The sequence below is a fragment of the Micromonospora sp. NBC_01655 genome (genome assembly GCF_026339755.1).
GTDB lineage: Bacteria > Actinomycetota > Actinomycetes > Mycobacteriales > Micromonosporaceae > Micromonospora.
Genome location: NZ_JAPEQF010000001.1, coordinates 5,715,038 through 5,731,652, shown reverse-complemented (window position 1 = coordinate 5,731,652; position 16,615 = coordinate 5,715,038). Strand labels below are relative to the sequence as shown.

The window sequence follows — 16,615 nt, the reverse complement described above, 5'->3', positions numbered from 1 at the left end:
AGTAGCCAACCACACTCATCGTGCCCCGGCAAGCGGGTGCGGGTTCAGGGCCGTACGCAGTCCGTCGCCCCGTGCTGCCAGGAGTGGTCGTAGCGGCCGGCGACCTTCGTGACGAACTCGGTGACCGCCCGCTCGTCGAGGGTGTCGAGCCGCTGGAACCGTTGCCAGCCGCTGAGCCCGATGCCGTGGTCCAGGGCGGGGTAGGGCGCCACCACCACGTCGCGGGGATACCGGCGACCGAGGCGTTCCAGGGCGCGGACGTCGGCCGGGGAGACGTCCGGGGCGTACTGGACCAGGACGTGCCCGTGCTCCAGCGCGTGCACCTGCAACTCCTCCAGCACCGGCTCGCGGTAGATGCCGGGGGTGACCACGCGGGGGGAGTGCGGGCCGGAGGTCGGCGGCACCGTCCGGTACGCCGCGTGCGGCGCCCCCTCGTACGCTATGTGCCGGTTGCCCTCGAACGGCGCCGGCGTGCCGGGCACCCGGTCGCAGGAGAGGGCCTCGGTGTCGTCGGCCAGCCCGAGGACCACGCCGAGGCCGAGGCTCGACATGGTCAGCACGCTGAGGGTGGTGACCACGACGCTGACCAGCGTCCCGAGCCAGCGGCGGCTCACGCGGCGGCCCTCCTCGCCCGGACCCGGTTGCGGACGACCACCCCGAGCGGCAGCAGCACGTTGAGCGAGGTGAACAGCAGCAGCGCGATCCCCTCCCACCAGTAGGGGCTGGCGAACGGCGCGCCGACCAGCACGCCCGCCGCCCAGCCGAGGGTGACCTTCGCGCTCGGCCACAGGAAGTGCACGACGAACCAGGCCATCCAGACCAGCCCGGCGACGTAGAGCAGCCGGTACCAGCGGGACACCCGCAGGTCCCGGGCGTGCGCGTCGCGCAGGATCGCCGCCTCCCCGTCGTCGAGCCGGCGGACCAGGCGCTTGAGCGACAGCCGGGTGATCTGGTGCAGGTTCCGGCAGCCGGTCGCGGTGGCCATCACCAGGTACATGTCGGTGCGCAGGTAGGCCAGCGTCTGGAAGGCCAGCTTCACCGCCTGGCTGAACACCACCATGGCGAGGAACCGGACCATCCCCGGGGGCAGGTCGATCCAGCCGCGCGACCAGGCGAACCGGGGCGCGACCGCGCCGAACAGCAGCACGCAGTCGATCGCCATGCCGGCGAGGAACGGGCCGTAGCGACGCTCGGGCGGCAGCGCCCACAGCCCCGACAGGTCGGTCTCCAGCACCGGGAAGATTCCGCGCCGCTCGACGCGCAGCCGCGACGGCACGCCGACGGCGGCCCCGGCGAGGGCGTGCCAGACCTCGTGCACGATCGTCAGGACGATCACCACCACGTTGGTGATCAGCAGGCTGAGCACGATGTCGGGGAAGATGAAGGTGTCCTCGTACGTGGGCAACAGCGACGGCTCGGCGGCGAACATCGCCACCGTCGCGACGAGGCAGCCGACGTACCCCGTCCAGGCGGCCCGGCCGAACAGCGGCCGGACCACCCGGGCCGGGATCCGCGAGACCGACCAGTGCCGGGCGGTGGCCGGCGCGGCCTCCCCGGCGGTACGCCCGTCGATGATGCCCGCGTCGAGCAGCACCTCGACGAAGTCGAGGGCGTCGACCGCCTCCCCGGTCTCGCGTTCCACCTCGTCGGCAGCCTCGGCGACGGTCCGGCCGGCGGCGAGCAGCCGCACCAGCCGGGCCCCGACCTCGGGTACGACCACGAAGTTGCCGGTGGCCGGGTCGCCGACGACGTACTCGTCGGTGTCCTCCTCGCGGACGACGAGGTGGGCGACCCGGGGCCGGCTGTCGGCGTCGAGGGTGATCACCGCTCCTCCCCGATCCAGCCGCAGGTCCCGCACTTGTGCCCCGGAGTCGGGTTCACCACGTAGTGGTAGGTCAGGTCGGTCAGGCTCAGGTGGTACATCCGGCCGAGCGTGCTGGCGGGGATGCCGCCGAGGTGGTGCACCGCGTCCAGGGCGGCCAGGTGGCCGGTGAGGTTGGCCGACGGTGCGATCACCGCGTGCCCGGTGAACCCGAACAACTCCTCCGGCTCGGCGCCGTGCCGCTCGCGGAGCCGGTCGCCGACGCTCGGCAGGCAGGCCTGGCAGCAGGTGCGGCCCGGGACGAACAGGCCGACGACGGCCATCGGGCCGGCGTACTGGGCGATCATCCACGGGGTACCGGTGCGCAGGGCGGCGGCGTTCGTCCAGTCGCGGATGGTGTGCAGGGGTTGGTCGGCGCAGAGCACCAGCAGGTCGCGCCCGCGCATCAGCGTCATTACCGACTCGGTGGAGTCGACCCGGGTCTGCTCGCCGGTGACCGTCACGTAGGAGTTCATCCGGCGGAGGCGGTCGACCGCGACGGCGAGCTTCGGCGCGCCGATGTCGTCCTCGGTGTAGAGGAGCTGACGGGTCAGGTTGCCGGGCTCGACCACGTCGAAGTCGACGCAGTGCACGGCCCCGACCCCGGCGGCGACGAGGGATGCCGCGACGGCCGAGCCGGTGCCGCCCAGTCCGACCACGACCACGCGGCTCGCCTTCAGCCGGGCCTGGACGTCGAAGCGGGACGGGCGCGGGGTGAGGTCGACCCACGCGTGGTAGGTCAACGCCCGCTCGTAGCGGTCGATCTCGGCGGGGCTCAGGGTGGGCGGGGGCGGCGCGGCGGCGTCCTCGACGTATCCGGCGTCGATGATCGTCCGCATCGCGTCGGTCGTCTCGTCGGCGGTCAGGTCGGGTCGTTCGGTGAGCAGGGCGTCGACGATCTCCGCCCGGGTGCGGGTGCCGTCCATCAGGCGTAACAGCGACCAGAGAAAGCCGTCCTCGTCGTCGATCTCCGCCCCGATACCCATTTGTCGACCGCCGATGCTGATGAGCGTCGGAGTCAGTCGCAATGGTTTGTGAATGCCCTTGATCCGTGGTCGCAGCATGCCCGGAAACTCCTCCGCCAGGCCGGCCGGGACGCGAGGTGCCGCGCCCCGGCCGGATGTCCGATCAGCCGCAGAGGTCGTTGCGGCAGCCCGGTTCGATGATGGCGACGGTGGTCTCGAGCTTCTCAAGCTTGCGCACGAGGACCTTGGCCGGCTTGCGCTTCGTCTCGATCTTCTTGTCCATGGGCGGCCTCCAACGAATTGAGAGGGACTGACGCGGCGATCCCGCTCGCGTCGCCATCATTAGAGCACCCGCAAAAACCTTTGACAATATTTAACTGCGTCGAACTAATGTGATCGAACTGGGCTCAAACGGAGGTCTGCCGCCGCGTTCGGCGAATAGTCAGCTAAAGGCCCCGCGGCTGTCGGTGTCGGCGGTAATTCATGGTTTCCGGACAGGTCGTCCAGGTGGGACGAATGGAATTATGGGTGGTTGGCGGTCGGCAAAGGGTGAATGGCAGAGTTGGTCCACTGGAGCCCTTTTGCGGTGGATGCTGTGGACGGGGCGGCTGGTCGACGGGATTCCCAGCGGCGGCCCGAGTCCCTGCCGAAATCCGACGCGGTTGTCCGATCACGGGCAGCTACCAGGGCGTATTGATGACTACCATCAGTGGTGTCGCTCGTCCCGGGCCGGCTCGACGGCCGGCTACCTCGGGGAAGGTGTGCGCGATGCCGACAGAACCCGCCCGCAGCCCTTCGCTGAGCCTCACGCGGTCCAGGCTGATCACCGCGCTGGACGTCCGGCCCCGCTCCCTCGGCCTGGTCGTCGCCCCCGCCGGGTCCGGCAAGACCACCCTGCTCGCCCAGTACGCGGCCACCGGGCCCGGGTCCGTGGGCTGGCTGCGCGTCGTGCCGTCCGACGCGGACCCGGCGCGGGCGCTGCGCCGGGTGGAGGCGACGCTGCCCGACGGCGGTGCCGGCCTGCTGGTCGTCGACGACCTGCACCTGGTCGAGGGAACGCCGGGGGAGTCCGTGCTGCTGGACCGGGCCCTCGCCCTGGTGCGCGAGGGCGTCCGGGTGCTGGTCGGCACCCGCCGCATGCCGCCGCTGATCCTGACCCGGCACGAGTTCTCCGACAGCGTCGTCGTCGACGCCGAGCAGCTTCGGTTCCGCACCTGGGAGGTGGAGCGGCTGCTGCGCGACGTCTACCGGGAGCCGCTGCCGGCCGACGACGTGGCGGCCCTGGCCCGGCGGCTCGGCGGCTGGGCGGCCGGCCTGAAGCTCTACTACCTGTCCACCCGCAGCCAGCCGCTGGCCGACCGGCGCCGCGCGGTGGCCTCGCTGGGCGTGCGCTCGGCGCTGTCCCGGGACTACCTCACCCGTACCGTGCTGGCGGAACTCGCCCCCGACCTGCGCCGGTTCCTCGTCCACACCTGCGTGTTCGAGGTGCTCACGGCCCAGCGGTGCGACCGGCTGCTCGGCGGCGGCGACGGGCAGGCCGCGCTGGAGGAGCTGGAGCGCCGGCAGGCGTTCACCGTCTCCCACGACGGTGGCCGGAGTTTCGCGTACCACGAGGTGCTGCGCGCCCACCTGATCGCGGCGCTCGCCGAGGAGTTGGGGGAGCATGCGGCGCGGGCCTGGCACGCCCGCGCCGGCCGGCTGCTCGCCGCGGAGGGCGCGGTGCTGGAGGCGGCCCGGTGCTTCGCCCGCGCCCAGCAGTGGCCCGACGTGCACCGGCTGCTCGACACCGCCGGGGGCGACGTCGCCGTGCGGGGCCTCGACCCGTGGTCGGACGTGCTGCCCGCCTGGTTCATCGCCGAGGACCCGTGGCTGGTGCTCGCCGACGCCCGGCACCGGATCAACGAGGGCCAGCTCGCGGCGGCGGTGCCGCTGTTGCGCCGGGCCGAGGAGATGTTCGACGGCGAGCCGGCCCGGGCGCGGTGCCGCTCCCTGCGCGCCGACGTGACGGCCTGGCTGCCCGACGGCCCGCACTGGCGCGGGCACTGGTCCGGCTGGCTGCGCACGGCCACCCGGCGGCACCCGATGGTGGTCGTCGGCGAGGCGGAACGGCTGACCGGGGCGGCCGACCCGCTGGTGCGGGCGGGCGCGCTGCTGCTGGCCGGGCACGCCGGCGAGGCGGCGCGCGTGCTGGACCGGTGGACACCGTCCGACGCCGGCATGGTCGGGCTGGCCTGCCGGCTGCTGCGCGCCGCCGTCGCGCTGGCCGGCGGGGACCCGCAGGCGCCCGCCGCGGTCGCCGCCGTCGGCCTGGACGCCGACCGGTCCGGCCTGCCCTGGCTGGCCCGGCTGGCCCGGGCGGTGCCCGCGCTGTCCGGGGCGGAGGCCGACCTCAAGGAGGCCGCCGCCGTCGTCGAGGAGTGCGACCGGCTCGGGGACCGGTGGGGCGCCCTGCTCGCGGCCGGCTGCGCCGCGCTGGCCCGCTCCCTGCGCGGCGGGCCGGAGCCGGAGGAGGCCGGCCGGCTGCTCGACCGGGCGCGGGAGGTGGACAGCGGGGTGCTGGCCGCCTGGGCGCAGTCCCTGCTCGCGCTGGCCGCCGTGCGCGGCCGGCTGCCCGACGCCGATGTGGAGGTCCGTCGCGCGGAGAGCACCGCCCGGGCCGCCGGAGTGCCGGGGGCGCGGGTGCTCGCCCTCGCCGCGGGGGTGCCCGCCGGCCCCGGCCGGGCGGTGGGCCTGTCCGCCGTCCACGCCGCCGCCGAGCACGCCGGGCTGCCCCGTCCGGTGGTGACCGCCTGGGTCACCCCCGAGCGCGGTGCCGCACCGGCCGTGCCGGACACCGCCCCGCTGACCGTACGCTGCTTCGGCGGCTTCCGGATCTGCCTGGACGGCGAGCCGCTGAACTGGTCGCCACTGCGCCCCCGGGCCCGCGCCGTGGCCCGGATGCTCGCCATGCACGCCGGCCGGGCCGTGCACCGCGACCGGCTCCTCGACGCGCTCTGGCCCGACACCGACCCGGCCACCGCCACCCGCACCCTGCACGTCGCCCTGTCCAGCCTGCGCCGGTTCCTCGACACCCACCTGCCCACGGGCGACGGGGAGAGCATGCTGCACCGCGACGGGGACGCGTACCTGCTGGCGCTGCCGCCGGGGAGCTGGTGCGACGTCACGGAGTTCCGGCTCGCGCTGGAACGGGCGTCCCGCCCCGGGGCGACCCGGGACCCGCGCGCGCTCGCCGACCTGCGGGTCGCGGTGGCCGCGTACACCGGCGAACTGCTGCCCGAGGACGGCCCGGCGGAGTGGGTGGTGGCCGAGCGGGAGACGCTGCGCCGGCAGGCCGCGGACGCGGCGGCCCAGCTCGCCGAGGCCGCCCTGCGCGCCGCCGGCGCCGACGGGGCGGTCGCGACGGCGGCCCGGTGCGTCGAGATCGACCCGTGCCACGACGCTGGCTGGCGGCTGCTGATCGCGGCGCACGACCGGGCCGGCAACGCCGCCGCCGCCGAGCACGCCCGCCGCCGGTACGCCGACGTGCTCGTCTCCCTCGGCCTCGACCCGGCACCCGCGGAGACCGCGCCAGCGGGAACCACCGTCAGCGTCGACCGAAGAATTCCGCCTCCCCGATCGCCACGGCCGGATCCAACCCGGGCCCGTACGTCGAGCGGACCACCAGCCTGATCCGCACCACGTTCGCCGCCTCGACGGGGAACTGCTGCTCCCCGGGCTCGTCGCGCAGCTCGATGTCGGTCTTCTCCTGCTTGCCGTCGGCGTCGACGGTGACCACGGTGAGCCCGCGCGGCCGGCCGGCTTCGAGGAACGCCTGCCGCCGCTCGCCGACGCCCGGGGTGATGATGACGGTGAGCAGCCGCACGGGCTCGGTGAAGCGGCCCTCCACCCAGGCGCCGGCGGCCGTGCCGGTCGGCGCCCAGTAGCGGTTGCTCGCCCCGTCGGTGAGCCGGGCCGCGCCGGCACCCAGCTTCTCCGACGACGCGCTCACCGCCGCCGGGACGAGCGACGCCGGGTCCTCGGTGCGGTCGCGCACCGCCTCCACGGCCCGCCGCGCCAGGGGCGGCCCGGCCACCGCGAGCACGCCGACGAGGCAGAGCCCGAGCACGAGCAGCAGCAGCCGCCGGGCCGCCCCGGCGGCCCGGCGGTCCTTCCGGGCGGGGCGGCGGGGCCCCCGGCGGCGCACCCGGTCCCACAGCCGTCGCCACCGGTCCCGCAGCCGCTCCCACCAGGTGGCGCGCTCCGGCGCCGGCCCGACCGGGGCGGTCAGCGACTCCCCACAGAACCGGCAGATCCGGCGGTTCGGCGGGTTGCCCCGGCCGCAGTGGGCGCAGGTCAGCTCCGGCTCCGGCGGGCGGGACGCCGGGTCGACCGCAGCGGCCGGCCCCGGCGCCTCCCGGGTGGTGCTCGGTGCCCCGGGTTGCAGCGGCTGGGGCGTGCCGTCGCCCGCGCGGACCGGCTCGTGTCCGCCCGGCTCGTGCCCGCCCGGGCCGGGCGGGTGCGCTACGGGGGCCGGCGGGCCGGCGGTGGACGGCCCGGGGCCCGGCGGGGCCGGCACGGCCGGATCCGTCCGCGCGTCGGTGCTCCGGTCGGTCACCGGCCGGTCCCGGGTCACGGCCGGCCCCGGGGCGGGCGGCGGGCTGCCCTCGTCCCACAGGTACTCGCCGCAGGCCGCGCAGAACTGCCTGCCGTCGGCGTTGGCGGCGCCGCAGCTCGCACAGGTGATCATGACTCGATCTCCAGCGTCAGCCGGACGTGGGCCGGTACGGCGGACGCGACGACCTGCCGCACCAGCGCCTCGTCGGCCGCCCCGGTGACCCGGACCAGCACCCGTGGGGCCTCGTCCGGCGGCGGCCCGCCGGTCGGCGTCGCCGACCAGGTCACCCCGCCGTTGTCGGTGACCTCCACCCGCGCCCCGGTGGCCACCCGCACCGCCAGCTCGACGCCCCGGGCGGTCCCGCGCCACCGGTGCGCCTGCACCGCGTGCCGGACCACCTCCCGGCGCACGTCCGGCGCCCGGTCCCCGTCGACCGGCGCTGCCACCCAGCCGGCCAGCCAGTCCAGGAAGTCCGGCGGGGCCAGGTCCAGGTCGAAGTACGCGTCCAAACAGTCGAGCGTCAGCAGGACCGGTGCCAGCACCTCGTCCAGCCCGGCGGTGAACCGCTGCGCGAAATCGTCCTCCAGGTACACCGCGGGCAACTCCTGCCCGATCGGGTGAGGGCTCGCCAGCCCCGGCACCGCACCCCGCATGATCCCCTCCTGACCTCGACGACCCGCCCGTTCACCCGGTGACCCGCACCTGGTGGGCGTACGAGAAGGCGATGGCGTTGACGTCCAGCTCGATGCGCTGCACGGCCTCGCCGCGTTCCCCGGTGGTCGGATCGGCCCCGAACAACCGGACCTCCTCCACCAGGTCCACCCCGTCGACCCGCTGCAACACGGCGTGCAGCTCACCCGACTGGATCGGCCGGCCGAAGGGCCACCCGTCGCCGTCGGGCCCGCCCCGCACCGGGTCGAGGTAGTCGTACAAAGCGCGCAGCGCCCGCCGGCGCAGCTCCGCGTCGGACCCGCTCGCCCGAGGCCGGGAGCGGACCCGGGCGACCACCGTCACCCCCTGGTAGAACGGCGGCTCCACCAGCACCCGGGCACCCACGCAGCGGCGGGCGTCGAGGAAGGCCCGGATCCGGTCCAGCACCTCGTCACGGGGCCGCAGGGCGGCGAACCGGGCCGCGTCGTCCTCGGCGTCGCCGTGCTCACCCAGCGCCGGCACCACCAGCACCCGCACCGCCGCCGAGCCGTCGCCCGCCGGCACGCACTTCACCCGCAGCACCTCCGGCGCCGCCTCCCGGGCCAACTGCTCGTAGTCCTCGGCGGTGACCGCCCGTTCCCGGGTACGCAGGCTCAGCGGCCCGCGTACCGACGTCTCGGCCAGCGACTCGCCGTCGACGCCGCCGGTGGCCGCCGCCCGGTTGGTCACCGTGGACACGAACGGCACCGGGTCCCGCAGCACGCTCAGCGTGCGGGCGGCCACGTTGCCCCGCCGCCCCCCGCCCGTGCGGTAGGTCGGGATCCGGACCACCGCGCCCTTCGGCGGCACCGCCCCGTACCGGCGTACCGTGCCGTCGGCCTGCCGGACGGCCGGGCCGAAGCCGATCTCCCCGCTGGACCGGTCGACGCACACGTGCCGGTCCTGGGGCCCGGAGCCGGCGAAGCTCGCCACCTCCCGCCAGGTCTGCCAGCCCTCGGCGGCGCTCACCTCGATCCCGATCGCGCCGTCGGCGGCCACGATCGGCGCCCGCTGCACCGTGAACCGCTGCCCCGGCACCCCCTCGGACGCGCCCAGGGTCTCGCCGCTGATCAGCTCGGCGTGGCAGGCGCTCACGGTGCCGCCGATGGTGACCGCCTCCGCCCGGCCCAGTCGGGGCGGGGCGTGGAAGAACGGCTGCCCGGCGACGGCCTCGCGCAGCCGGCAGCGCAGCCAGCCGGCGCGGTGCCGGGCCTCCACCGACGCGGCGTGCCGCGCCGGGACGTGCACGACCACCTCGCCGGCCCGGTTCAGCGCGCCCGTGGTGTCCCGCTCCACCGGGCACTCCTCCCAGCCGCCCTCGGTCCACGCCTCCCACACCAGCGGCGGGTTCGTCGGGTCCACCCCGCGCCCGGCGACCACCCAGTCCATGGTGAGCAGCACGGCGCAGCCCGGCACCGCCCTGTCGAGGCCGAACAGCACGGCGTCGCCGGCCACCGGCGGGTCCGCGAACGCCGGGATCCGGTCCGCGCCGCCCAGGTCCCCGGTCCGGTCCGTCGGTCGCCCCCCGGCCGGCACGGTCAGCACCCGGACCAGCCGGCACGGCGGCACGGTCAGCTCGTGCAGCGTCTCGAAGGTCACCGGCTCCGCGTTCTCCGCGCGTACGGTCGCCACGTGCGTGCCGGCCGGGACGACGACCGGGGCGTCGCGGGGCGCGGACAGCCAGAACGTCACGTCCGTCGACGCCACCGCCGGCGGGAACGGGGCGATGCCGAGCAGGTCCAGGAACTTCACGTAGTGCCGGTCCGGCACCCGGTTGAGCCGGTACAGGAGCTGGTCCACCATGTACGCGAACGTCTCGATCAGGGTCACCCCAGGATCGGACACGTTGTGGTCGGTCCACTCCGGGCAGCGCCGCTGCACCAGGCGCTTCGCGTCGTCCACCAGGTCCTGGAAACGGCGGTCGTCGAGGTGCGGGGCGGGCAGGGCCATCACTCGGCTCCCGGTTCGTGCGCGGGGATGACGTAGAACGGGAAGACCAGGTTGCGCGGGTCGTTGTCCTGGCGCAGCCGGTACCGGATGTCGATGTAGAGAGTGCCCCGGGCCGCGTCGGCGAAGTCGACCAGCACGTCGTCCAGCTCGACCCGCGGCTCCCACCGCTCCAGCGCCAGCCGCACCTGGTACGCGACCTGGCCGGCGGTGGACGGGTCGGCCGGGGCGAACGCCAACTCGTGGATCGCGCAGCCGAACTCGGGGCGGCCCGGGCGCTCGCCCGGCGCCGTGCCGAGGATCAGCCGGATGCTCTCCACCACCTCCCGGTCCCCCCGGACCAGGGCGATCCCCCCGGTGGGATCGGTGCGCAGCGGGAACGCCCACCCGGCGCCGACGAAGTCGGTGGCCATCGGCGTCACCCGCCGATCAGCACGGTCGGGCAGCCGGCGAGGATCGGCGCCCCGCAGCCGGCCAGGTCGCCCATGCGGGCGGCGGGCCGGCCGCCGATGAGCACCGTCGGGCAGCCGGGCGGCAGCAGCGGGGACGGGGGGTGCGGCGGGGTGCCCGGGAAGGAGCAGGCGTGCAGGGTGCCCACGGTGGCGGCGGGCTGCCCGCCGATGAGGACGGTGGGCACCCCGGGGCCGCCGACCGTGCCCGGATGGGCGGTGGGGTCACCGACGCGAGCTGCTGGTGGCACGGCACACTCCCTTCACTCACGTACCGTCAGTTGATCCGGACGACGCCGCCGCGGACGGTCACCGGGCCGCTGGCGGTCAGCTCCGCGCCGCCCTGCCCGGCGACCTTCACCGTCGCGCCCTCCACGGACGCGCCGGCCGTGCCCTTCACCCGCACCTGGCCCTGGCCCTCGATACCGACGTCGCTCTTCGAGGTGACGGTGACCCGCTGCCCGGCCAGCTCCAACGACCCGGAGCCGGCGTCGAGGACGATCCCGTCCCTGGCCCGGACGCTCACCTTGCCGTCGCTGACGATCTCGATCTGCCGGCCGGTGCGGTCCAGCCGCAGGGTGAACTTCCGGTCCCCGGTGGCGAGCAGGATCCCGTCCGGGCCGCTGCCGGCCTCCAGCAGCTCCAACCGGTGCCCGGTACGGGAGACCAGGGCCCGCACCGCGATCCGGCCGCTGCTGCCGTCCACCGGGTCGGTGTCCAGCTTCGGCGGCGCGTCCGTGCCGTTGTGCAACCCGCCGAGGACGTACGCGGCGTCGAGGCTGCCGCCGGTGAACCCGACCAACACCTCGTCGCCCACCTCCGGCAGCAGCACCGCCCCCCGCTCCGCGCCCGCGCCGGGCTGCACCACCCGCGCCCAGCCGGTGGTGTACCTCCCGTCCAGCCACGGCAGGGTGAGCCGGACCCGGCCCAGCTTCTTCGGGTCCTTCACGTCGCTGACCACCGCCGGGACCAGTCCGTCGCCGACCCGGTCGGTCGCCGCCGCGCCGGCGGTCAGCCCGTACAGCGAGCGGTCGGAGCGGCCGGAGACGGTGAACGCCGTGGTGTAGCCGGCCTGCTCGCTGAACACGTGCCGGGTGCTGGTCAGCACGTACCTGCCCTGGAACGGCTCGCCGACGTTGGCCAGCGCCACCGCCGCGCCCGCCCGCAGCTTGGCGTTGCCCTTCGCCACCCCCTCGATCTCCGCGCAGCCGCCGCCGAGGTCGCCGGCCAGCGCGCCGGCCACCGCCCGCACCGCCGCGTCCGAGCCCAGGGTCGGGTCGGCGAGCAGGTACGGCGGGCTGCCCACCTTCCTGCCCAGCTCGGCCGGATCGGCGCCGATGCCGTCGGCGCCCGGCACCTTCGGGGTGGCGGTCGCGCTGACCGCCCGCTTCGTCGCCGGGTCCCAGCCCCGGACGGCCACCTCGGGCACCTGCGCGGTGGCGGTCACCCCGGCGCGCAGCGCGATCAGGTTCCGGTTGACCTCCAGCACCAGCTGGTCCTGGGTGGCCCGCGCCGACGGGTCGGGCGCGCCAGCCGGGGGCTGCGGCATCCGCAGGTGCAGCGCGCCGTCGAGCACCATCACCTGCGCGCCGACCAGTGCCGCGAGCCGGTGCAGGAACGCCCAGTCGCTGACGTTGTCCTGGCTGAGTTGCGCCTCCGGCTCGCCGCCGATCCCGCTCACCGGGTCGATCCGGCCCGCCTTCAGCCCGGCCCGCTGCGCCACCTGCCGCACGATGTCCGGCACGCTCATCCCCGGGTACGCGGCCACCCGCCGGCCGCGCAGCAGCCGGTGGGCCAGGTCCAGGCCGCGGACCTCGGTGAACGTGCCGGTGGCGTCCAGCTCGCACTCCACGGCGGTGACCTCGCCGGTGAGCAGCGGCGCGGGGCCGCCCGGGTCGGAGGTCTGCACGGTCAGCTTCACCGTGGCGCCGATCGTGAAGCCGCCCTTGGCCAGCACCGTCCGGCCCGGGTCCCGGTACCGCAGCACGAACCGGTCGGGCAGGTTGCGGCTGTCGTCGACCGCCGCGTACGTCAGCAGCGCGGCGATCTCCGCGGGCAGCGGGCTGCCGCCCACCTCGACGAGGAGCGCGTTGGCGAACTGCTCATTGGCCACGGGCACCGTCCGGGGCGGTCAGCTCCTCGAGGGCGGGCACCAGCAGGGTGGTGCCGGGGCGTAGCCGCATCGGGTCGTCGATGTCGTTGGCCTCGGCGATGTGCCGCCACAGCCCCGCCCGCCCGTATGCGTGGTGGGCCACCGAGTGCAGGGTGTCCCCGGCGACGACGACGTGGATGTCCCGGACCGCGAGGGCCCCGGAGGTGGGGTTCTGCCCGGGCTGCTCGCCCGAGATCTCCTCCAGGGCGACCGTGCACAGCGCCCGCACCGGCGTGCCGCCCGGGGTGAACAGGGTGTACTTCGCGTTGACGCTGGCCACGAACGCCGGGAAGCCAACCATCCCGCCCCAGTGGAACACCACCCACGGCGGGGAGCCCTTCTTCTGCTGCCGGCTCGCGTCGGTCGGCACGCAGCAGGCGAACAGCTCCTCCACCCGCTTCACCACCGAGCTGTCCATCGTGGCGGTGGCGTCGAAGAACATCTCCAGGGTCAGCTTGGCCGGGTCCGAGCCGGTGAACTCCGGCACGCCGCTCTTCTTCGCGTTGCGCTGCGCGTCCCGCTTCCACTTGGCGGTCTTCGTCAGCGCCAGCTCCTTCGGGTTGAACTGGAACGGGATCTGGCCCAGCTTCGGGCCGGGTGCGGCGGTGCCGCCGTTGCGGGGCGGCTCGTGCAGTTGCAGGTACGCGTGGGTGAGCTGCGGCGGCGCGCCACCGCCCCGACCGGCGGGGCTGCCGGCGGCGCTGAAGGTGACCGGGGAGGCGCTCACCGGGTCACCCCCCGGTCCCGGGGCCGAAGAAGCCGTGGTGGGCCAGTTCGAGGGTCTCGACGGCCACCTTCGGACTGTCCGGGCTGAGCTGCGGCCCCGTCCACTTGACGGGGATGACGTCGAGCAGGCCCCACCGGGCGATCACCGTGCCCTCCAGGGTGCGCGCCTCGATGGTGGCGGTCTTGCGGGTGATCCCGTTCGCCATCCCCGAGAACCAGCGCATCAGCTTCGTGCTGTCGGCGGTCACCGGGCGGGACAGCTTGACGTTGGAGAACTTCATCCGGGTCGGGAGCTGCCACACGTGCCCGTTGTTGCCGCCCTCCTCGCGCTGCTCGACGACGACCTCGCAGCCCAGCCCGTCACAGGTGTTGAACGCGCCGAGATCCTGGTCGTCGATCCTGACGACGAAGGCGATCGCGACGGCGACCTCGTCCTTGGCCATTCGTCCCTCCTGGTCCTGCGCGTGTCTCCCGGTCCCGGGCCCTTCTCCGGCGGTTCTCCCGGCCTCGTCAGCCCGGCCCGCCGAGCGCCCCGTGCCGCTCCCGGTCGAGGCGCAGCTCGGTCTTGAGCCGGCGCAGCAGCGGGTCGTACAGCTTTTTCAGCAGTTCCTCCGGCTCGGCCCCGCCGCCCGCGGCCCGCGGAGCGCCCGGCACGGCCGGCTGACCGGCCGCCGCCCCGCCACCGTCGGGCGGCGGGGCCGCCGCAGGCGGCGCGGGCGCGTCGACCGGGGGCGGCGGGGCGGCGTCGTCGACCGGTTCGGCCCGCTGCACGACCGGACCCGACAGCTCACCCATGGCATACGCGGACAGCGGCGGCCCGGGTGGCGCGGTGTCCCGCCCCGGGGGCCGGCCGGCCGACGGCGTGCCAGGAAGCGCGCCCACCCACCGCTGGACGGGCGGGAGCCCGCCGCCGGCCGCCGCGCTGGTCGAGCTGGCTGCGTCGGTCGACGCAGCCGTCCCCGGCGCGGTGGCCGGGTACGGGGCGGCCGGGGTCGGGGTCGGGTACGGGGCGGCCGGGTTCGGGTACAGGTCCACGGGGACGGCCCGCTCCGGGTCGGGTGTGGTGGCGGCCCGCCCACCGGCGGCCGTCGCCTCGTCCCGCTGCCAGGTCACCCGCTGCACGGTCGGCCGGTCGGGCAACGGCGCGACCGGGCCGGCCCCGGTCAGCAGCGGGGTCGGACGGTCACCGACGAGCCGGGCCACGACCAGGGGCAGGGGAGGGGGCGGGCTCCCGTCCGGGTCCACCCCTGCGGGGCCCGCGTCGCCGGTGGGGTCCGCCATGCCGCCGTCTCCGCCGACGAGGCCGGCGACGCCCGGTCCGCCGTCGGTCTCCCCGCCGGTCGTGGCGCCACCGACCGGGCTTGTTCCCCCGTCGTACGGGGCACCGGTGCCGGTCGACGCCTCGGCGTGCGGGACCGGTCCGGTGCCGGTCGTCGGCCCCTCGACGCGGGGGCCGGTCGAGGTGGCCGGCGTCGTCAGGCGGGCCACCACCGGCAGGTCGGGGCCGCCGGAGCCCACGTGTCCCGCCCCCGGGCCGCCGGCCGGATCCACGGCCTGAACGCCCGCCGCCGGCCCGCCCTGCGAGGAGGCGACGCCCGGGGGCGTCGACGTGGCCGGCCCGCCCAGCAGCGCGGCCACGCCCGCCTCCGCCGGCACGTCCCCGCTGGCCGTCGCCTCCCCACCGGGCGGCGGCCCCCCGGCGGACGGTGTCTCTCCGGCGGGCGGTGTCCCCCCGGCGGACGGCACGAACGTCTGGACGGGCGCCGGTGCTCCCGCACCCGGGTCTGCCGCGCCGCCAGCCCAACGGGCGGGCGGCGCGTCGCCGCGCGGCGTACCGGCGAGCGGCAGGCCCTCGGCGGGCGGCGGGGGACCGCCGGCGAGGTGCTCGCCCCCGCCGGCGGTCCCCGGCTCGGCCTGCGGCCCCACGGGGGAGGGGCCGAGACCGGTGGGGAATGCTTCCGTTCCGAGCCGGGAGACGGTGCCGGCCCCCTCGCCCAGAAGCGTGGCCGAGTCTCCCGCCGGCGTCACCTCTGCCGCGTCGGCCGGTCGACCGGCGGCCCCGGGCCCGCTGGCCGGCCCGCTGCCGCCGGCCGGCGACCGCTGGGCCAGCGGCGCGGCGGCCATCGACTGGCTGCCCGCCCGGCCGTCTCCGGCGGCGGCGTGCACCTGCTGGGGAGCCTCCCCGGCGGCGGTGCGTCGCACCTGCTCGGGACCTTCCCCGGCGGCGGAGCGTTGCACCGACGGGAAAGCGGCGTCGCCGGCCGGGCGGGACACCGGAGGGAGCACGGGGGACACGATCGGCTCGCCCAGCCCGAGCCGGCGGGGTGGCCTCGGGCCGGCCCCGACGAGTCGCTGCACGGGCAGGTCCGGTGCGGCCGGTCCGGTGCCGCCGGGGGTGCGGGGCCCGGCTGCCGACGCCGCGTCCGCCGTCGGGCCCGGGACGTCACCGCCGAGGGGTGATGTCGTGCCGGCCAAGGTCGTCACGTCGGCGTCGCCCGCCGTCGGGTCGTCCCGCCCGAGGGTGGGTGCCTCGGGTGAGGCGTCGTCGGGGCGGGCGGCCTCCGCCGTCGGGTCGGCCGGGCGGTCGACGGCGGGCAGGAGCAGCTCCTCCGGCGGCGGGGGCGCGGTCAGCAGCCGGCTGACCGTCACCGGCTCCACGGGCACCGCACGGCCCCGGGTCGGCACGGCCAGCGGGTGTTCCGGCGTCGGTGGGGTTCCCGGCGCGCCGGCGACCTGTCGTTGCAGGGCCGGTGCCGGCGTACGGGCGCCCGCCGACGGCGCCGCGAGCGGCAGCGGCCCGGGGTCGCCGCCACGCGCCCGGCCGACGGGCTCCGGGGCGGGCCGGGGCGGCTCGCTCACCGGCACGGCCGTCTCGTGCAGGACCCCGGCCGGCTCGGCGGCACCGACGAGGTGACCGAGGGGCGCCAGGTACGACGGGTTGCGCCAGGCGGCCAGCGCCCCGGTGAACGTGTCGGGCAGGTTCAGCCGTGGCTCGTCCGGGGTGACCCGCTGGAGCGGCGGGAGGCTCTGCCACGCCGGTGGCCCGTTCCGCAGGTGGGCCGGGGAGCCGTCCCCGGGCGATGCGCCTTCCCGTGATGCGTCTTCCCGCGATGCGGTCGCCTGGGACGCGTCAGAGGTCGTTGCGGCGAACCGCTCGACGGTGGGTGGCGCGGACGCGTCCGCAGTGGACCGTTGCGCGGTCCCCTGCGATCGCCGGCGCCACGGCCACAT

The 16,615-nt window shown here is 76.1% G+C and carries 13 protein-coding genes; 1 reads left to right on the top strand and 12 read right to left on the bottom strand.

Going from position 1 to position 16,615, the window contains the following annotated elements; all coding sequences use genetic code 11:
• Positions 1-44: 44 nt before the first annotated feature.
• The 3 genes from OOK41_RS25150 to OOK41_RS25140 are packed head-to-tail and all read right to left on the bottom strand — an operon-like array spanning position 45 to position 2,847.
• Complete coding sequence (locus OOK41_RS25150) at positions 45-614, bottom strand: DUF3105 domain-containing protein (RefSeq protein ID WP_266266939.1); 570 nt, start codon at positions 612-614, stop codon at positions 45-47.
• On the bottom strand, positions 611-1,825 hold the full coding sequence (locus OOK41_RS25145) for a PqqD family protein (RefSeq protein WP_128763671.1): 1,215 nt from the start codon (positions 1,823-1,825) through the stop codon (positions 611-613). The genes OOK41_RS25150 and OOK41_RS25145 overlap by 4 nt, the downstream gene beginning before the upstream one ends.
• Positions 1,822-2,847, bottom strand: a complete 1,026-nt coding sequence (locus tag OOK41_RS25140; RefSeq protein ID WP_266266938.1) for a ThiF family adenylyltransferase — start codon at positions 2,845-2,847, stop codon at positions 1,822-1,824. Before OOK41_RS25140 ends, OOK41_RS25145 begins: the two co-directional genes overlap by 4 nt.
• A 747-nt stretch (positions 2,848-3,594) precedes the next feature.
• Between OOK41_RS25140 and OOK41_RS25135 the strand changes: the two genes are divergently transcribed.
• Entirely contained in the window at positions 3,595-6,495 is a 2,901-nt protein-coding gene (locus OOK41_RS25135; RefSeq protein ID WP_266266937.1) for a BTAD domain-containing putative transcriptional regulator, read from the top strand.
• On the opposite strand, the gene OOK41_RS25130 is transcribed toward OOK41_RS25135, so the two are convergent.
• The 9 genes from OOK41_RS25130 to OOK41_RS25090 all read right to left on the bottom strand — a co-directional run bounded on the left by OOK41_RS25130 (position 6,410) and on the right by OOK41_RS25090 (position 16,615).
• Positions 6,410-7,552, bottom strand: a complete 1,143-nt coding sequence (locus OOK41_RS25130) for a zinc ribbon domain-containing protein (protein ID WP_266266936.1) — start codon at positions 7,550-7,552, stop codon at positions 6,410-6,412. The genes OOK41_RS25135 and OOK41_RS25130 overlap by 86 nt on opposite strands.
• Positions 7,549-8,073, bottom strand: coding sequence for a phage tail protein (locus OOK41_RS25125; RefSeq protein WP_165878238.1), 525 nt, complete (start codon positions 8,071-8,073; stop codon positions 7,549-7,551). Before OOK41_RS25125 ends, OOK41_RS25130 begins: the two co-directional genes overlap by 4 nt.
• 31 nt (positions 8,074-8,104) lie before the next feature.
• Positions 8,105-10,060 (bottom strand): putative baseplate assembly protein, encoded by a 1,956-nt coding sequence (locus OOK41_RS25120; RefSeq protein ID WP_266266935.1) that lies wholly within the window; start codon positions 10,058-10,060, stop codon positions 8,105-8,107.
• Positions 10,060-10,470, bottom strand: a complete 411-nt coding sequence (locus OOK41_RS25115) for a GPW/gp25 family protein (protein ID WP_117672117.1) — start codon at positions 10,468-10,470, stop codon at positions 10,060-10,062. The genes OOK41_RS25120 and OOK41_RS25115 overlap by 1 nt, the downstream gene beginning before the upstream one ends.
• A gap of 5 nt (positions 10,471-10,475) precedes the next feature.
• Complete coding sequence (locus OOK41_RS25110) at positions 10,476-10,757, bottom strand: PAAR domain-containing protein (RefSeq protein WP_117672060.1); 282 nt, start codon at positions 10,755-10,757, stop codon at positions 10,476-10,478.
• A gap of 26 nt (positions 10,758-10,783) precedes the next feature.
• Positions 10,784-12,619, bottom strand: a complete 1,836-nt coding sequence (locus OOK41_RS25105) for a VgrG-related protein (RefSeq protein ID WP_266266934.1) — start codon at positions 12,617-12,619, stop codon at positions 10,784-10,786.
• Complete coding sequence (locus OOK41_RS25100; RefSeq protein ID WP_266266933.1) at positions 12,609-13,385, bottom strand: LysM peptidoglycan-binding domain-containing protein; 777 nt, start codon at positions 13,383-13,385, stop codon at positions 12,609-12,611. Before OOK41_RS25100 ends, OOK41_RS25105 begins: the two co-directional genes overlap by 11 nt.
• A 4-nt stretch (positions 13,386-13,389) precedes the next feature.
• Positions 13,390-13,827 carry a phage tail protein gene (locus tag OOK41_RS25095; RefSeq protein ID WP_117672064.1) on the bottom strand — a complete coding sequence of 146 codons (438 nt, stop codon included), beginning with the start codon at positions 13,825-13,827 and terminating at the stop codon, positions 13,390-13,392.
• Positions 13,828-13,894: 67 nt separating this feature from the next.
• Complete coding sequence (locus tag OOK41_RS25090) at positions 13,895-16,615, bottom strand: hypothetical protein (protein WP_266266932.1); 2,721 nt, start codon at positions 16,613-16,615, stop codon at positions 13,895-13,897.